Here is a 16,199-nt window from a genome sequence, read left to right on the forward strand (position 1 = left end):
TCCTTTTCTAAGTCAGGTCACTGCGAGTGATAACCGCATCAATGAGACCGTACGCCTTTGCGTCTTCGGCGCTCATGAAATTGTCACGGTCTGTGTCGCGTTCGATTCTTTCGTAAGGCTGTCCCGTACGCTCCACATAGATTTGGTTTAACTTCTGCTTCGTCTTGATAATCCAGTCGGCATGAATTTTAATATCCGATGCCTGCCCGCGGACGCCGCCCAGCGGCTGATGGATCATCACCTCGCTGTTCGGAAGCGCGAAGCGTTTGCCCTTGGCACCTGCCGTGAGCAGCAGGGAACCCATACTGGCGGCCATGCCGACGCAAATCGTCGAAACGTCCGGCTTGATGAATTGCATTGTATCATATATACCCATACCGGCCGTCACCGAACCGCCGGGGGAGTTAATGTACAAATGAATATCCTTCTCGGGATCTACCGCCGACAAGAAAAGCAACTGGGCAATAACCAGGTTGGCGACGTCGTCATCGATCGCACTGCCCAAAAAAATAATACGATCCTTCAGCAAACGCGAGTAAATATCGTAAGAGCGTTCGCCGCGGCCTTCCTGTTCCACAACCATAGGTACCAGAGTCATCGTCCCAACCCCTTTACTTCATAAAATGAAAAACATTTTCGAGCCTTACTCAAAACATTGTAGCACGTTTAAAGACTAAAGTCATTTCCTGCCCGATACGAACAAACGTTGCGGCCGCTAACGCAAGTTTTGCCGGACAGGACAGCCTTGCCGCCGCCTATGTATTTCATTATGTACCGCATATGTATTGGTTCGTTTACTTCATATGTAACGCTTATTATGTTATGCTTATGTACTTCTTATGTGCATGTTTCGTTAGAAACCGTCAAACGCGGTTTAAGGTAAAACAAAGGCACGCATGGATGTACACGTGCCTTTGCATGTATGTTCGCGTTTATACAATTTCCAAATTAAGCCGTTTTGCTGTTGTCAACCAGGAATTTCAAAGTTTTGCGGTTGACGATATCTTGCAGCAGCGATCCCAAATTGCCGTTAGAAGCGAAGATGGTGCGGATTTCGTCAGCGGAACGGCCGTACATTTGAGCCAGGTTCTCCAGCTCGGCGTTGATTTCTTCTTCCGTCGCTTCAAGGTTTTCCGCTTTCGCGATCGCCTCAAGCACGAGGTTGTTGCGTACGCGTTTCTCAGCGTCGGAATGCATTTGACCTTTGAGGTCCTCGGCGCTTTGACCAGTGAACTGGTAGTACATGTCGATGTTCATGCCTTGCGTGCGCAGACGGTTTTCGAATTCTTTCACCATTTGCTCCGCTTCGTCGTTAATCATGACTTCCGGAATTTCCACTTGCGCAGTTTCGGAAGCTTTTTCTACCAGATCGTTTTCTTTCTTGCGGTCGGCTTCGCTTTGCTTGCGCTCTTTCAGCTTGCTCTCCAGATCTGCTTTGTACTCGTCCAGCGTGTCGAATTCGCTCACGTCTTTAGCGAACTCGTCGTCGAGTGCAGGCAAGTTTTTGCGCTTGATGTCATGCAGCTTGATTTTGAAAACGGCTTCTTTGCCTTTCAGCTCTTCCGCATGGTAGTTTTCCGGGAAAGTTACGGTGATGTCCTTCTCGCCGTCTTTCTCCAGGCCGACGACTTGCTCTTCGAAGCCCGGGATAAAGCTGCCGGAACCAAGCTCAAGCGAATAACGCTCCGCTTTGCCGCCCTCGAAAGGAACGCCGTCCACAAAGCCTTCGAAGTCGATTGCGACGATGTCGCCATTCTCGGCTGTGCCTTCTTCTACCGGAACGAGTTCCGCATGGCGCTTTTGCAGTTTTTCCAGCTCTTCGTTCACTTCTTCGGCCGTTACGTCGGCGGAAGGAGCTTCGAGCGCGATGCCTTTGTACTCGCCAAGCTCGACTTCAGGCTTCACGGTAACTTTCGCTTTGAACTTCAGAACTTGGCCTTTGCCAAATTGCTCGACGTCCACTTCCGGACGATCTACTGGCTGGATGCCCGTCTCTTGAACGGCTGCAATGTAAGCTTCAGGCACGATGATATCGAGAGCGTCTTGATACAAGCTTTCCACGCCGAATTTCGATTCGAAAATAGCGCGGGGCACTTTGCCCTTGCGGAAGCCCGGAACGTTAACTTTGTTCACGACTTTTTTGAATGCCTTGTCCAGAGAGGCGGCTACTTGGTCCGCGTCCACTTCAATATCAAGAACGGCTACGTTCTTCTCTATCTTTTCCCAGCTTGCTTTCATTTTATGCTTTCCCCTCCAAAAATTATCCATCGCAATTTTGTCACGTTCTGGCGGAGTCGCGGTACAGCCCGGACAAGCCCGCCGATATAACCATTATATTATAACCGTAATAAATGCGGTTTTCAAGGCTTCTAACGCGGAAACGTCGGGAAATCGTCCCGCGGCGCCATTTTATAATCTCCGGGTGAATACGTTTGCGGCGAATTGCTGCATCATCCGGTAAGCCTGTTCCCACTGAAACGCCAGATCCGACGTAATCCCATACAATTCGAACAGCTCTGCTTTGTCCCCACCTTCAAATACTTGCTCGAGCAACGTCAAATGCAGCGCCGCCGCCCATACGTCCACGCAGACCGAGTCCTGCCGCAGCATTTGCCGGTAAGCGGAAGTTCCGTAAATAAACGCCAAAAATTCGTTCCACGTCTCCGCTGCAAAATACGAGAGCGCCGGATGCTGCGTCTCGCTGATTTCCTGCACGCGGTTTATAATCTCTTGAATCTGCGAAGGAAACTGATCGAAGGCCGCCGGCGTATCCTCGATCTCGACGACCGCCGCTTCGCCGTTCTTGTGCAGCGTTACGCTGCCGGTCGCGCCCCGCTTCTTGAGCGTTTGCAGCGCCTTGAACTGGATCAGCGGATGCCGCCCCGTATCCTCCTTCAACCATCCGATCAACTCTTCGTCGATCCCTTCGTCTTCCAGAAACGCGAGCTGATCCAAAGCCAGCAGCTGCTTGTCCACGGCGCGCTGCTCCCGCAGGCTGGCCAGCAGCCGCTTTGCATAGTCGCCTTTATCCTCGCCCTTGGCGTTCATATGCTGCCGCAGCAAGTCCGCTTCGCTAAGCTCTTCGTTTTCGTCCTCCTGCCCCAGCGCCAGATCCGGGAACATGACCTGCAGCCAGTCGAGCAAGGACCGCCATTCTTCCCGTGCCCGGTCGTCGTCCGATTGGCAGGCAAGCAAAAAGCGGAGGAGCTTCATCGCTTCTCCGTAGCGTTCCGCTTCAAGGAGCCGGGTCAGTTCGAACTGGTAAAATTCGACAGTTTTTGGAAAAAGAATTACATTGTCATTGGTCTGCCCGCTCATGAAACACCGCCTTTCTTGCTGAGCTTCTCTTATGAATGCCAGTGTACCCCAAAAAAGAAGCGAAAGCAAAATCTCCTGCCGCGACCGGCTTTCCTGTCCATTCCATCGTTCCCTTAAATTAGAATGCCGGATTCGGTCGCGCGTTATGCGGACATGAAAAAGCAGCCGCGGATGCGTAATAAACACGGCATCCGGGCTGCCCGTTATGCAGGCGCTGTTCAGCGTTCCATTTTCCGAAATCTATTCCATTTTCATCGCGGCTTGGATGAGCTGCGCTTTAATGTGCGGATTTTGTTCGATGAAGCTGTACATGCGGTCGACCTGCTCTTTATTTTGCAAATAATCGCGTTCGTTCTGAATCATCTCGTGCGACCATTTCAGAAGCGCGGCTTCCGCCGCACCGAGCCGGTTCAATGCAATATGAAGTCCCGTATCGCCGACAAGCTGCTCCATCACTTCCGGAGTTACGTTACCGAGTTTTTTCGTCGTTGCGAGCTTTTGCTCAAATTCTTTATTCGCCTTCTCGAAGTTTTCTTTGGCTTCCTTGTATTCTTTCTGCTGTTCTGAGAACGTTCTTTTCATTAATGATGAACCACCTTTACCTGTTGATCAATTGTCTTCCTGCCTACTGTTCCTTCAGCTATAGCGTGAGACAAAACCGACGCTTTCTATACATCGGTTTCCAAGACGCAGGCCGTTATAAAAAATACACCTATACGCTAAGTGTAACTTTTCTGCGGCCGTTTGTCCATTTTTTCATCAAGTTTTCCACGGCGCGCCTCGCCCGGACAGACATCATCCGCTCCCGCCAAGCATAACCTTTATCATCTTGCTGTCATCTTTGGACCCCTCGTGGTAGCGACAGATTCTGGAAGACCGGAGAGGATGAAAGCTATGTGTGGAATCACGGGATGGATTGATTGGAACAAAGATTTGACCCAGTATCCGTCCGTTCTCGAAACGATGACGGATACTCTCACCTCGCGCGGTCCGGATGCCTCCGGCAGCTGGATCACGCCCCGCTGCGCGCTCGGCCACCGCCGTCTGAGCGTCATGGATCCGGCAGGCGGAGCCCAGCCCATGACCCGGAAAATCGGAGATAATACAATAACCATCGTCTATAACGGCGAGCTATACAATGCGCCCGAATTAAAAAAAGAGCTGGAGCAGCGAGGCCACCGGTTCGTCACGACCTGCGATACCGAGGTGCTGCTCGTTTCGTTCGTCGAATGGGGCCGAGCCTGTGTCGACCGGCTCAACGGCATCTTCGCCTTTGCCATTTGGGACGACGAAGAGCAGTCGCTGTTCCTCGTACGCGACCGGCTGGGCGTTAAGCCTCTTTTCTATTCCTACGCCGAAGGCCGGCTGCTGTTCGGTTCGGAGCCGAAGGCCATCCTGGCGCATCCGGACTTTACGGTTCAGATCAGCGGCGAAGGACTGGCGGAAATTTTCGCCATCGGACCGGCGCGTACGCCAGGCCATGGCGTCTATAAAAATATGCAGGAGCTGAAGCCGGGTCACTGCATGGTCATGGATGTGCGCGGCCTAAGCGTACGCACTTACTGGAAGCTGGAAAGCAAGCCGCACGAAGACGACGTGGAGACGACGGCCGCCAAAGTGCGCGAGCTGCTTCGGGACACGGTGATCCGCCAGCTCGCTTCGGATGTGCCGATCTGCACGCTGCTGTCCGGCGGGCTCGACTCCAGCGCTCTCACGACGTTTGCTGCACAATACTATGCGCAGCAAGGGCTCGGAGCCCTGCATACCTATTCGGTCGACTATGTCGACAACGATAGGCATTTCCAAGCAAGCGCCTTTCAGCCGAATGCGGATGCGCCTTGGATCAGGCGGATGACGGAGCACCTCGGAACCGTGCACCATGCGATCGAATTCGATACGCCGGAGCTCGTGGAGGCGCTCCGAACCGTCGTGCTGGCCAGGGACTTGCCCGGAATGGCCGATGTGGACGGTTCGCTTTATTTGTTTTGTCGCGAAATTAAAAAAGGCGCCACGGTGGCGATATCGGGCGAAGCGGCCGACGAAATTTTTGGCGGGTATCCCTGGTTTCACCGGGAGGAAGCGCTGAATGCCGGAACGTTCCCCTGGTCGTTGGCGACCCCCGAACGCATCGCCCTGCTGTCTCCCGAATTTGTCGATTGGGTAAAGCCAGCCCAATACGTGCAGGACCGCTACCGGCAAGCTCTCTCCGAAGTGCCCCGTCTGGCCGGCGAGAACGGGCAGCAAAACCGGATGCGGGAAATGTCCTATTTGAACATTACTCGTTTTATGCCGACGCTGCTCGACCGCAAAGACCGGATGAGCATGGCGGTCGGTCTCGAAGTGCGCGTGCCGTTCTGCGATCACCGGCTGGTCGAATACGTATGGAATATTCCGTGGGAGATCAAAACCGCCGGCGAACGGGAAAAAGGCATCTTGCGCAAAGCGCTCCGCGGCATTCTTCCCGAAGACGTGCTGGCCCGCAAAAAAAGCCCGTATCCGAAAACGCACAATCCGAACTATTTGACCGCCGTCCGCTCCTGGGTACTGGACATCTTAAACGACCCTTCCTCGCCTCTGCTTCCGTTCATCGATACGGCCAAAATCCGCACCCTCGCCGAGGACGACGAAGGCCGCTTCCAGCTGCCTTGGTTCGGCCAGCTGATGACCGGGCCGCAGCTGTTCGCTTATTTGGCCCAAGTCGATATGTGGCTGCGCCATTACAAAGTATCGATTCGATAATGACAATACGGCTTCCTTAGGCCAAGAAGTCCCACAATTTACGGATGGCCTGCCCCCGATGGCTGAGCGCATTTTTCTCTTCGAGCGTCAGCTCCGCCAGAGTCCGGCCGAGCTCCGGGACGTAAAACAACGGATCATACCCGAAGCCCCCGCTGCCTCGCGGCTCGCGAATGATGACGCCCTCGCACGTCCCTTCGACCTCGGCAAGCGGCGTTCCTTCCGCGTTCACGAGCGCAATGGCGCTGACGAAACGGGCGGGGCTGAGCGCTTCGGGATGAGCCGTATCATCCGGCCGGGGCAGCGGCTCCAGCTTGTCAAGCTCGCCGACGAGCTTGCGGTTATTCGCCGCGTCGTCCTTCGGCTCGCCCGCATACCGGGCGGAGTATACCCCCGGCGCGCCGTTCAGACGATCCACGCATAAGCCGGAGTCGTCCGCCACCGCAGGAACGCCGAGCCGCCCGGCCACCGCTCTGGCTTTGATCAAGGCGTTCGCCGCAAAGGTATCCCCGTCCTCGACGATATCCGGGATCTCCGGGTAATCGAGCAGGCTTTTGACCGCGATGCCTTTCTCCCTGAACATCTTCTCGAATTCCTTAAGTTTACCGGCGTTTGTCGTCGCGATAACGACCTCAGCTCCGAGCCGCATGGGACGCCCCCTTAATGCGTTCCGCAATCGGTCCGAGTACCTGCGCCTGCTCCCGAATCATGCCCTGAATGCCCGTTTCGGCCAACGCCAGCAGTGCGTCAAGCTCTTGCCGGGAGAATGGGGCTTCTTCGCCGGTTCCTTGCACTTCGACGAATTTGCCTTGGCCGGTCATTACCACGTTCATATCGACCTTCGCTTTGGAATCCTCCTCATAGTTCAGGTCCAGGTATGGCTTCTCCTGAATGATGCCCACGCTCACGGAACCGAGAAAATCAGTGATCGGGAACCGGCTTAAATTCCGCTCCCGCACGATTTTATCCATCGCGATCGCCATGGCGACGAACGCGCCGGTGATCGACGTCGTCCGGGTGCCGCCGTCCGCCTGAATCACGTCGCAGTCCAGCGTAATGGAACGCTCACCCAGCGCTTCCAGATCGACGACAGAACGCAGCGCCCGTCCGATCAGCCGCTGAATTTCCATCGTGCGTCCGCCGAGCTTCCCTTTGGCCGCTTCACGCTGATTGCGGACCGAAGTCGCCCGGGGCAGCATCGAGTATTCGGCCGTCACCCATCCTTTGCCCTGCCCTTTCATAAACGGCGGAACCCGTTCCTCCACCGTCGCCGTACAGATGACCCGCGTATCTCCCACTTCAATCAGCACCGAGCCTTCGGCGTGTTTATTGTAATTGGTCGTAATTTTCACAGGACGCGCCTGATCGACACTTCTCCCATCGCTTCTCATTTAAGTTTCATTTCCTCCTTTTGGCTTTCACGTTCCCATTGTACCAGAGCGCCCCAGGAAAACCAAACGGGCCTGCGGAAACGAAAAAGGCTCCTTCCGAAAGCGGGCCGCACAGGAAGGAGCGTTCGTTTATGAGGCATCTCGCCTGAGCTACAGCTTCAGCTGATTCACGGTTTGAGGCCGGGATACGGGCTTCGCGTAGCTCTGATTGTCGGTTGCGCTTACTTTGGCGTCTCCGTTCACGAGAATCTGCACCTTGGCAGCTGCGTTCGTATTTTCCGTGAGCGACAAGACGACCGCTTTCAACGCTTCGGCCGGCGCCTTTTTATCCGGGCCGAGCATTTTGTCCGAGAAATTGACGGTAATCAAGTCGTCCGTTTTGTCCACTTTCAGCAGTTCGGCTCCCGGAGCCATGACGGCAACCAGGCCTTTCTTCTGATCCGGTCCTGCAATAAGCTGCCGGATGACCGCTTCCGAAACGTTGTCCGTCCTTGGGACGAGCCGGGTGACGGGCACGTAATAGCTGTAATTTTCCTGATTCTGATTTAGAAAATACAGCGTAACCGGCGTCGATTGTCCGTACTCTACGCTTTCCGGCTTCTCCACGTTGATTCCGATCGCACGGGTTAGCGTTTCGTCCAGCGGCGTTCCGCCGACCGGCATCTCTTTCAAAGGCTTGCCCTCGACGCGGAGCTGCACTTTCTCTACCGCAGGAAAGCCCGTCAAGGTCCAAGTGACGGCTTCCATAATTTTTCTTTCGTCCTGCAGGTTATAATCCGCAAACATTTTGGAAAAATCAACGATAGCCAGCTTTTGATCTTCCACGATGTTAATGCCTTTAATTTCGGTACCTTTGGGAAGGAGGCTTGTAAATCCGGCCGGCAGGTGCCCTTGTACCGGGCCGCCGTCCACCATGTATTCAAGCGCCTTGCGGGCGGCGCCTTGGGTCTTTTCGACTTGAACGGCAATCGGAGCGACGAACCCTTTTTCATCCTTGGCGTAAACCGTCACCTGCATCGGATTGGCAATCGTCTGGGACACTTTGCCGCTTGTGGCCATGGCGTCCGCTCCGGCCGGCGGAGGATCGATTTGCTGAGACTGTTCCTTCTTTCCCAGAAGCGAGCAGCCGGAGGCAAGCAGAACGACCATTCCAACAACGGCGGCCCATTGTATCCCTTTGTATTGTTTCATTGCGTGTTCCTCCTTGGTATTGGGGTGTTGTCCGTTTTTACTTTTATGTATACGGGCGGCAGACAAGTTTATGACACCATTTTGTCCGATTCGGAGGAAGATTGGATTTATGGTACTTTGGACGGATATATCCTTGATTTATACGGTACTAAAAGCCTATAATATAGATGTGTTTTTCCAAAAAGAGGTGATTTCCCATGGAAAACCGTCTTCATGATTTCGTGCCTGACGACCTATACCGGGCCGTTGTGCTTCAATCTCCGGATTGGCTGTGGGTATTCGACGAAACCGGTTCGCCGGTCGGCTTGTCCCCGGAGCCCAATTACGGTACGGCCTTGTTCCGCTGGGTATACGAAACCGATCTCCTTCCGCTGCAGCAGGCATGCCGCCGGCTGCTTCAAGAGCACGAACCGTTCGCGATGACGTTTCGGGCCGTGCTGCCGGACGGAGCTCTCGTATGGCTTGAAGGCCAAGGATATCCGTTGGCATGCGAGTCTTCGGGTTGGCAGGCTGCCCTGGCAGCCAAAGACATCACGGCGTTCAAGAAGCTGGAAGAGCGGCTGACCCGTCTGGCTTATTACGATCCGTTGACCCAACTGCCGAACCGCAGACTATTTCAGGACCGCTTTACCCAATCGCTGCATTTGGCGAAGCGCTACCACCATAAGCTGGCCGTCATTTACTTGGACCTCGATGATTTTAAACGCATAAACGATACATACGGCCATGCCACCGGCGACGAGCTGCTGACCATGGCCGCTTCCCGTCTCTCGCATTCCATCCGGGAACCGGATACCGTCTGTCGGATGGGCGGCGACGAATTCGTCGTGCTAGTGCAGCAGTTCGAGCACCGGGAGGATATTGCCAAGATCGTCGGCAGAATCGCGCAGACGCTAAACCAGCCTTTCGAGCTGAACGGCCAAACCATGAGCATTACGAGCAGCATCGGTGTTTCCTGCTATCCCGAGGACGGGCATGATATCGACAGGCTGCTGCAGTGCGCCGATACGGCGATGTACGCATCGAAGCAGCAAGGCAAAAACCACTTCCGGTTTTTCTCGGAATTCTAAGGAGGCCTCTATGAGCTACAGCTTGAACAGCAAGCAGGTTGCCGAAGCTTCGGCCTCGTGGCTAACAAAGCGCGGCGTCACCATGGAAGAAATGGCGGAGCTTACTTATTTTCTGCAAAAAGACTATTACTCCAACCTGACGATGGACGAATGCCGGGAAAGCGTGGAGCAGGTCCTCGGCAAGCGGGAAGTGCAGAATGCCATTTTGACGGGGATTCAGCTCGACGTGCTGGCCGAGGAGGGCAAGCTGCTGTCTCCTCTTCAGGAGATGATCGAGAACGACGAGGGGCTGTACGGCTGCGATGAAATCCTGGCTCTATCGATCGTCAATGTGTACGGCAGCATCGGGCTCACCAACTTTGGATATATTGACAAAGTCAAACCGGGGCTGGTCGGGCGGCTGAACGATAAGAGCGGCAAGCACAAGCATACGTTCCTCGACGATATCGTCGGCGCTATCGCGGCGTCCGCCAGCAGCCGCATTGCCCACCGCAAGCAGCAAGAGAAGGAACGTACGCAGACGTAAAAGAACACGGCGCTTCTCCGAGGAGAGGACGCCGTGTTCTTTTTTCACAAAAATCATCGCGTCGGAAAAATTCACACGATTATCGTCTCAGCTTACTTGAAAGCCGCCTCCATTGCCGTTGGAACGAACGCGGTCGATCGTGCCCGCGGCGCCGCATGCCGCCAACAACTCGTCATCCTCGTACTGATACAAATTCCAGCCCCCAAACTCCTGTCCGCTGCTCCATGCGTACGTCTGCCAAACATAGGTTACATCCATGATCCAGTTCGCGATGTAGGTTACGACATCATACTTGCCGTACACGCCAAGCTCCCACTTGTCGCCGCCATTTGCGGCCGCATGCTGGCGCATGGTCTTCTGTACCCCTTCGAAATAGGCTTCCACTTGTCCGAGCGCCGGGTCTCCCGTATGCGCTTCGAAGTCGACGGCAAAATAGATCGGGGTCCCGTAGGGCTGGCCGACGTCCGAAGCGCGGGCTATCGCGGCGGAACAATCGTTGATCCCTCGCTCGTACGTAAAATAATCCGCATAATTGGCTGCATCCTGAAAGACCGCCACGATATACAGCCCGCGGGACGAAATCAGCCCGGCCTCCGTGCGGGTTAAATTTTTCCAATCGGAGCTGCTGTAATATCGGCCTATAAACGTAATTCCGTTCTGCAGCAAACAATCAAGCGGCTCTGCCGTCGTAAAAGGAGCCGCCCGGTCAATCCCTTCCCCCATAGCCACACCTCCCGCAAAAATCGCATCGTTCTTGTACAGGTTATGCCGCAAGAGGAAAAGAGAACCGGATGCATGCCGCCCGGTTCTCTAAAAAAGGCTATCGTTTGCCGTTTCGCTTACTTCAAGTTCGCAAGCGATTCGGCTACGGTTTGCAGGTCCGCTTGGGACAGCTTGTCCGAGCTAAGCGCAATATAAGTCTTGTCCAGCTTCAAATGCAAGGTCGCTTGGCCGCCGGCCGTAATCCATTGGCCCGTTCCGTTGTTGAGCTTTACTTCCTGCTTCGATTCCACCTTGCCGCTCGGCTTGATCTCTTCCGGCGATTCCATGATCGTCATCTTGTAATATTTCAGCGTCAGCAGCTTGGCGCTGGTACCCATCTGATCGATCTTATCGTCCGAGGCTCCCCGCTCCGGCAAATAATACGTCGGAACGCTGGCGGTTTTGGCCGTCGTGGCGACGGTCGTCCGCTCCAATTCGCTGTATTGAAGCTGCCCCATCTTGATAGGAGCTTCTTCCGGCGGTTTGGCCGCCTCTCCACCCTGACCCGGCGTCGTCTGTCCGGCTTGGCCTGGCGGGGTCGTTTGCCCCGGTGGAGTCGTCTGCTCCGTCGGAGCGGGCTCCGGGGTTTTCGGCGGCTGGGCCGCCTCTTTCTTGCAAGCTGTCAGCGTCACCGTGAGAATCAGTGCGGACAACAGAGCCGCCGTTCTCATCCAATGTGCGTGTTTTTTTGTTTTCATCGTCAAGCACCTCCGTCGAATGTAACCCTAACCTGCAGATCGATTCGGGCGCGGGTGAGAGCGTCACGCCAGCGGTCCTGGTTCCACACGCCAGGATATTGCTGCCGTACGGACTCCCCCAAGCGCAGCGGATCGGAGCGCAGGCCTTGAAGCAACCGGATCAATTCCGTTCCTTGCCGCTGCAGGTTCGATGCCCAACTATCGGCGGTAACGGATGGTCCGCCGGGCGAAGCCGCCACCCGCATCACAATGTTCAGCCGGGGCTGCTTCAAATCGCCGTTGCTCGCAATTTCAGCCCGGCAAGTAATATTACGCAGCAGCGGGGAATCGGTAGCAAAAGGCGTCTCTTCCGAAGACCATTCGAGCTTCGGCAGACCGTACCCCCCCATCATGCAAGCGAGCAGATTGCTTTGGGACGAGGTCAACTCGGCCACAAGCTCCTGTTTCTTAAACAAAAGTGCCCGGGTTGAAACACCCGATTGGCTGGGAATATTGTCCATTGTGGCCGGACCTGCGGACAAGTAAGGCAGAACCACATCGTCCTCGTACGCGCTCCCTGCGAAGCGGAGCGGGTCTGCGGTCCAGCCTCCTTCCCGGAGCCGCGCAATGCCGCCGTTCATCGTTTCCGGGCTGCTGACGAACCGTTCGGCCGTCCCTTCCACCACCGCCACTAGCGGTCTGCGGCCCTGCTTCACGCCGAGCATCCGGATCTGCCTCGTCCACGAGGCGGGGAAGCCGTGCGAACGCGCCCAAGCATCGCCGATCGCCACAAGCTCCGGCGGCCGGTGCCGCTCCCATCGGTAAGCCGCAGCCTGGAACGAAACAAACGACTGCATCCGCGGACCGGTAATGGAGTAAGGCTGCAGCGAGCGGCCGGACGCGGGCGGGCCATAGCCTGTCGTTACGCGAAGGCCGCCGGGGCCTTCATCAATCCCTGCAGCCACGAGCCTCGCTTCCTCCGCTTGCAATGCGCGAGGCTCCGCAGCCGTCAAGCGGGCGCACCCTGCGACGGGCAGCAAGCAAGCCGCCGTAAGCAGCAGCGATACCGCTCGGTTTATGAAGATTCGTTCTATGTTCAAGGGAAGCCGCCTCCATATTAAAAAAATAGTCCGACAACCGTTACGAAAAACACGCTACAGATCATCTACTATTTCCCAATTCCTCCCTTTTTATTCCAGAACTTACTCATCGCACCCTGGCCACGCGAAAAAGCGGCAAGCCCCGTTTGATGGACGGAACCATGCCGCACACAGCCGGTCGGTCGAAACCGGCGGATTGGAATAGCACTACGCTTGCCGGTAATACACAAGCCCCTCGCGCGCGTTTACGGTCAGCTTGCCGGCTTCGCGCAGCCAGATCAGGTGCGCTATCGTTTCCGACAGCGCAAAGCGCAGCTGGTGCAGGCTGAGCCGCTCCCCGAAGGTCGCCCGGCATACGTGATACGCCGTGGCCGGCTCCGCAAGCTTCGACCGCATCGCCTCCAGACGCTCCGCATGATGGGCGATCAGCTCGTCGGCCCGCTGCTGCAGATGGCCGAAAGGCTCCCGGTGACCGGGAAACGCGAGCCGCACCTCATATCGGCGAATCGCTTCCAGACTGGCCAAGTAGCTGGCAAGCGGGTTCTCGTCGATCCCTCCGGGCAAGTAGCTAACGTTCGGGGAGATTTGCGGAAGCACGTGATCCCCGCAAAACATGACAGCCGTCTCCGCGCGGTAAAAGCACAAATGCCCTGCGGCATGTCCCGGCGTCTCGATCGCTTCGTATTCCTCACGGCCGAGCCTTACACGCTCCCCGGCTTCCACGACAGTGACCTTCGGCTGCGGCGAAACGGACGCGACAAAGCCTTGCATATGCTCCTCCATCTGCTGCGCCAGCTCCTCCGGCATTCCTTCCCGTCGGAATAGCGCAAGCATCCGCTGCGTCATCGGCTGCCCGTCTCCCCAGAGCAAGCGCGTCTGTTCAAGTCCGCTCCGCGACATCAGCACAGGCGCGCCGGTGCGCTCTTGAAACCATCCCGCCAGCCCATAGTGGTCCGGGTGATGGTGCGTCAGCACGATGCGGTCGATGTCGGAGTAGCCGAGCCCAAGCTCCGCAAGCGCCGACGCCCAGACAGCTTCGGCCGCCTCCGTCCGCAGCCCCGGGTCGATCAACGTCCAGCCGCTCTCCCCCGGCAGCAAATAGCTGTTCACCCAGCGCAGCGGAAACGGCAGGGGCACCTTGATCTGAAGCACGTCGCCGTGCTTCGTCACGCTCCCTTGGCGGCTTGATGGCGATCCGTCCATATTATGCGTCCCTCCTGCCGACAAAGATCATTCGTTTCGATCGGTCAGGCTCGTAAGCCGAAGCGTCGTAATCGCCGTAAATGGCGTCGATTTTCAGCCCGGCCAGCTCCAGCATGTCCAGAAAACGCTCCTGTCCGATCAGCTTCACCTGCTCCTCGTAGACCCGCTCGCCCGATCCGCTTCCGTCCTGCAGCACGATCGTTTTGCGCACGAATCCGTCCTCGATCCGGCGCTTCTCATCGATATGGATTCCTTCGACGGTTCTAACCGAGTGCGGTATCAAATGCGCCGCCACATAGGCCGGATTCAAATAATCGATAATGAACCGCCCACCCGGGGCGAGCAGACGGTACATTTCCCGCAGCACCTGCTCGTTGTCCCGATCGCCGGAAAAATAACCGAACGACGTAAACAAATTGACGACAGCATCGAACTGATCGGTTATCGGCACGTTGCGCATATCCCCGTGGACCCAGCGCACTTCGCCTGCGGTATCCAGCTTTCTCGCTTCCGCCAGCAGCACCTCCGACAAGTCCATCCCGGTGACCCGAAACCCGAATCCGTTCAGCGCCATCGAATGCCGCCCCATGCCACAGCACAGGTCAAGGACCTCCGCTCCCTCGGGCAGCTCCAGCCATTCCATCATCCGGCGCACTTCCTCATAAGCGCCCTGCATATCGCGATGCTTGTAGACGAGCAGATAATCCCGTCCAAAGCTTTTTTCGAACCATTCGGTCATTTCACTTTCGTCCCTTCTATCCCAGCTTTCCTGGACAAACTAAGCCCTATTTTACCAGAAGGTCCCGCCTGAACGCACGTTTTTGTTCGAATCTGCCGTCCGCGCTGAAGTCGGACTTCATTTTTCTCAAGGAAGGATAGCGGGCCGCCGGGGACTGTAGTATAATTAACGGTTGAAAAAGAAAGAGACCCTTCTGGCAACGGAGGAAAAAGATGACAACCGCCATTGAACAGCGCATTGCCGGACGCAAGCATAAAGAAATTTTCGAGCAGATCCGCAAACAGGGGACGGTCTCCAAGATCGATCTGCTGGAGAAAAGCGGGCTGACGGGCAGTACCTTAACCCGGACGCTAGAGGAATTAACGGCCCAAGGGGTTATTGCGGAGGCCGGCTTCGGCGAATCGACCGGAGGGCGCAGGCCGATTTTATTTACGGTAAATCCCGATTATGCCTATGTGTTCGGATTGGATATATCGCGGATGTATTCCAAGCTCATTCTGTTCGACCTGCAGCTGAACAAGCTGGACAGCAAGCGCTGGGTCATGACGGAGGACGTCACTCCCGAGGTGCTGCTCGAAGAGATCGTGGCCGAGTCCCGCGCCATGCTGGAGCGCCGCTCTCTTTCGGCCGACAAGGTGCTCGGGATGGGCATCGGGGCCGTCGGGCCGCTGGACCGGGCCTCCGGCATGCTGCTGGAGCCGCTCCATTTCGCCGCCTCCGGCTGGAAAAATGTCAGCGTCACCGGCTTCCTGGAAAGCCGCCTTGGCTTTCCGGTTCTGCTTGATAACGGAGCCAATACGGCGCTCATCGGCGAATCGTGGTCGGACCGGGAGCGCGATTACCGCCATTTGCTGTACGTTCACGTCGGCGTCGGCTTGCGTTCGGCCATGATGACGAACGGGCAGGTCGTCTACGGGGCGGTGGATATGGAAGGGTCGATCGGCCAAATGATCATCCAAACGGACGGCCCCCGCCTGTGGAATCAAGGCAACTTCGGCGCGCTCGAATCGTACGCTTCCATTCATGCGCTGGAGCAGCAAGCGCAGGCCCGGCTCAAGCAAGGCCGCGACAGCCTGCTGCTCCTGCTGGAACCCAACCCGGAGAAGATCGGCTTCGCCCATCTCCAGCAGGCGCTGCAGGCCGGCGATCCGCTGACGGCCGAGCTGTTTACGCAGGCCGCCACCTATTTCGGCATCGGGCTGTCCAACCTGCTTAACATTTTGCATCCGGAGAAGGTCATTCTGGGCGGTGCCTTGATCGGCGGCCATGTCGGTTTCTTCCATACCGCGACGCGCGTCGCGATTCAAAGAACGTACTATTATCCCAAATATCAGGTTGTGTTCAGCCAAGGCACGCTCGGCGAAGAGGCGCTCGCCACCGGGGCGGCGCTGCTGATCGTGAATAAGCTGAGCTCAGTATAATCGGGCGGGGCCAGGTACGGGAGTCGGGCACGGAAGGTGGGGTACGTAGCGGAGTGCCGATGGCA

The 16,199-nt window shown here is 56.3% G+C and carries 16 protein-coding genes; 4 read left to right on the forward strand and 12 right to left on the reverse strand.

Annotated elements, in window-relative coordinates; all coding sequences use genetic code 11:
- Positions 1-7 precede the first annotated feature (7 nt).
- The 4 genes from clpP to ET33_RS29795 all read right to left on the reverse strand — a co-directional run bounded on the left by clpP (position 8) and on the right by ET33_RS29795 (position 3,900).
- Positions 8-598, reverse strand: a complete 591-nt coding sequence (gene clpP / locus ET33_RS29780; protein ID WP_036690671.1) for an ATP-dependent Clp endopeptidase proteolytic subunit ClpP — start codon at positions 596-598, stop codon at positions 8-10.
- Between the two features lie 350 nt (positions 599-948).
- Positions 949-2,238: a trigger factor gene (tig, locus tag ET33_RS29785; RefSeq protein ID WP_036690675.1), complete on the reverse strand. Its 1,290-nt coding sequence runs from the start codon at positions 2,236-2,238 to the stop codon at positions 949-951.
- A 171-nt stretch (positions 2,239-2,409) separates the two neighbouring features.
- Entirely contained in the window at positions 2,410-3,318 is a 909-nt protein-coding gene (locus tag ET33_RS29790) for a hypothetical protein (protein ID WP_036690678.1), read from the reverse strand.
- A gap of 240 nt (positions 3,319-3,558) precedes the next feature.
- Positions 3,559-3,900 carry a hypothetical protein gene (locus ET33_RS29795; RefSeq protein WP_036690680.1) on the reverse strand — a complete coding sequence of 114 codons (342 nt, stop codon included), beginning with the start codon at positions 3,898-3,900 and terminating at the stop codon, positions 3,559-3,561.
- Between the two features lie 312 nt (positions 3,901-4,212).
- Between ET33_RS29795 and asnB the strand changes: the two genes are divergently transcribed.
- Positions 4,213-6,057 (forward strand): asparagine synthase (glutamine-hydrolyzing), encoded by a 1,845-nt coding sequence (gene asnB / locus ET33_RS29800; protein WP_036690682.1) that lies wholly within the window; start codon positions 4,213-4,215, stop codon positions 6,055-6,057.
- A 16-nt stretch (positions 6,058-6,073) separates the two neighbouring features.
- Here asnB and ET33_RS29805 read toward each other — a convergent pair whose 3' ends face one another.
- From ET33_RS29805 to ET33_RS29815, 3 genes are all read right to left on the reverse strand, one after another.
- Complete coding sequence (locus ET33_RS29805; RefSeq protein WP_036690688.1) at positions 6,074-6,703, reverse strand: XTP/dITP diphosphatase; 630 nt, start codon at positions 6,701-6,703, stop codon at positions 6,074-6,076.
- Positions 6,687-7,445 (reverse strand): ribonuclease PH, encoded by a 759-nt coding sequence (rph, locus tag ET33_RS29810; RefSeq protein WP_036690692.1) that lies wholly within the window; start codon positions 7,443-7,445, stop codon positions 6,687-6,689. The genes ET33_RS29805 and rph overlap by 17 nt, the downstream gene beginning before the upstream one ends.
- 150 nt (positions 7,446-7,595) lie before the next feature.
- Positions 7,596-8,636, reverse strand: coding sequence for a GerMN domain-containing protein (locus tag ET33_RS29815; RefSeq protein WP_036690695.1), 1,041 nt, complete (start codon positions 8,634-8,636; stop codon positions 7,596-7,598).
- A gap of 197 nt (positions 8,637-8,833) precedes the next feature.
- On the opposite strand from ET33_RS29815, the gene ET33_RS29820 reads away from it, so the two are divergent.
- Positions 8,834-9,706 (forward strand): sensor domain-containing diguanylate cyclase, encoded by an 873-nt coding sequence (locus tag ET33_RS29820; RefSeq protein ID WP_036690697.1) that lies wholly within the window; start codon positions 8,834-8,836, stop codon positions 9,704-9,706.
- Positions 9,707-9,716: 10 nt separating this feature from the next.
- Positions 9,717-10,232, forward strand: a complete 516-nt coding sequence (locus ET33_RS29825) for a phosphatidylglycerophosphatase A family protein (RefSeq protein ID WP_036690702.1) — start codon at positions 9,717-9,719, stop codon at positions 10,230-10,232.
- A gap of 87 nt (positions 10,233-10,319) precedes the next feature.
- Here ET33_RS29825 and ET33_RS29830 read toward each other — a convergent pair whose 3' ends face one another.
- The 5 genes from ET33_RS29830 to ET33_RS29850 all read right to left on the reverse strand — a co-directional run bounded on the left by ET33_RS29830 (position 10,320) and on the right by ET33_RS29850 (position 14,713).
- Positions 10,320-10,955 (reverse strand): DUF1906 domain-containing protein, encoded by a 636-nt coding sequence (locus ET33_RS29830; protein ID WP_051775805.1) that lies wholly within the window; start codon positions 10,953-10,955, stop codon positions 10,320-10,322.
- A 116-nt stretch (positions 10,956-11,071) separates the two neighbouring features.
- Entirely contained in the window at positions 11,072-11,692 is a 621-nt protein-coding gene (locus ET33_RS29835) for a hypothetical protein (protein ID WP_036690705.1), read from the reverse strand.
- Positions 11,693-11,694: 2 nt separating this feature from the next.
- Positions 11,695-12,771 (reverse strand): Ger(x)C family spore germination C-terminal domain-containing protein, encoded by a 1,077-nt coding sequence (locus tag ET33_RS29840; protein ID WP_036690707.1) that lies wholly within the window; start codon positions 12,769-12,771, stop codon positions 11,695-11,697.
- Positions 12,772-12,978: 207 nt separating this feature from the next.
- Positions 12,979-13,974, reverse strand: coding sequence for an MBL fold metallo-hydrolase (locus ET33_RS29845; RefSeq protein WP_036690710.1), 996 nt, complete (start codon positions 13,972-13,974; stop codon positions 12,979-12,981).
- 1 nt (position 13,975) lies between these two features.
- On the reverse strand, positions 13,976-14,713 hold the full coding sequence (locus ET33_RS29850; RefSeq protein WP_036690712.1) for a class I SAM-dependent methyltransferase: 738 nt from the start codon (positions 14,711-14,713) through the stop codon (positions 13,976-13,978).
- Between the two features lie 212 nt (positions 14,714-14,925).
- Here ET33_RS29850 and ET33_RS29855 point away from each other — a divergent pair, with 212 nt between their 5' ends.
- The gene (locus tag ET33_RS29855) at positions 14,926-16,134 is read left to right on the forward strand and encodes an ROK family transcriptional regulator (protein ID WP_036690715.1); all 1,209 of its coding nucleotides are present in this window, start codon (positions 14,926-14,928) and stop codon (positions 16,132-16,134) included.
- The last annotated feature ends 65 nt before the right edge of the window (positions 16,135-16,199 follow it).

Origin of the sequence: Paenibacillus tyrphae (assembly GCF_000722545.1) — a bacterium.
Taxonomy (GTDB): domain Bacteria; phylum Bacillota; class Bacilli; order Paenibacillales; family NBRC-103111; genus Paenibacillus_G; species Paenibacillus_G tyrfis.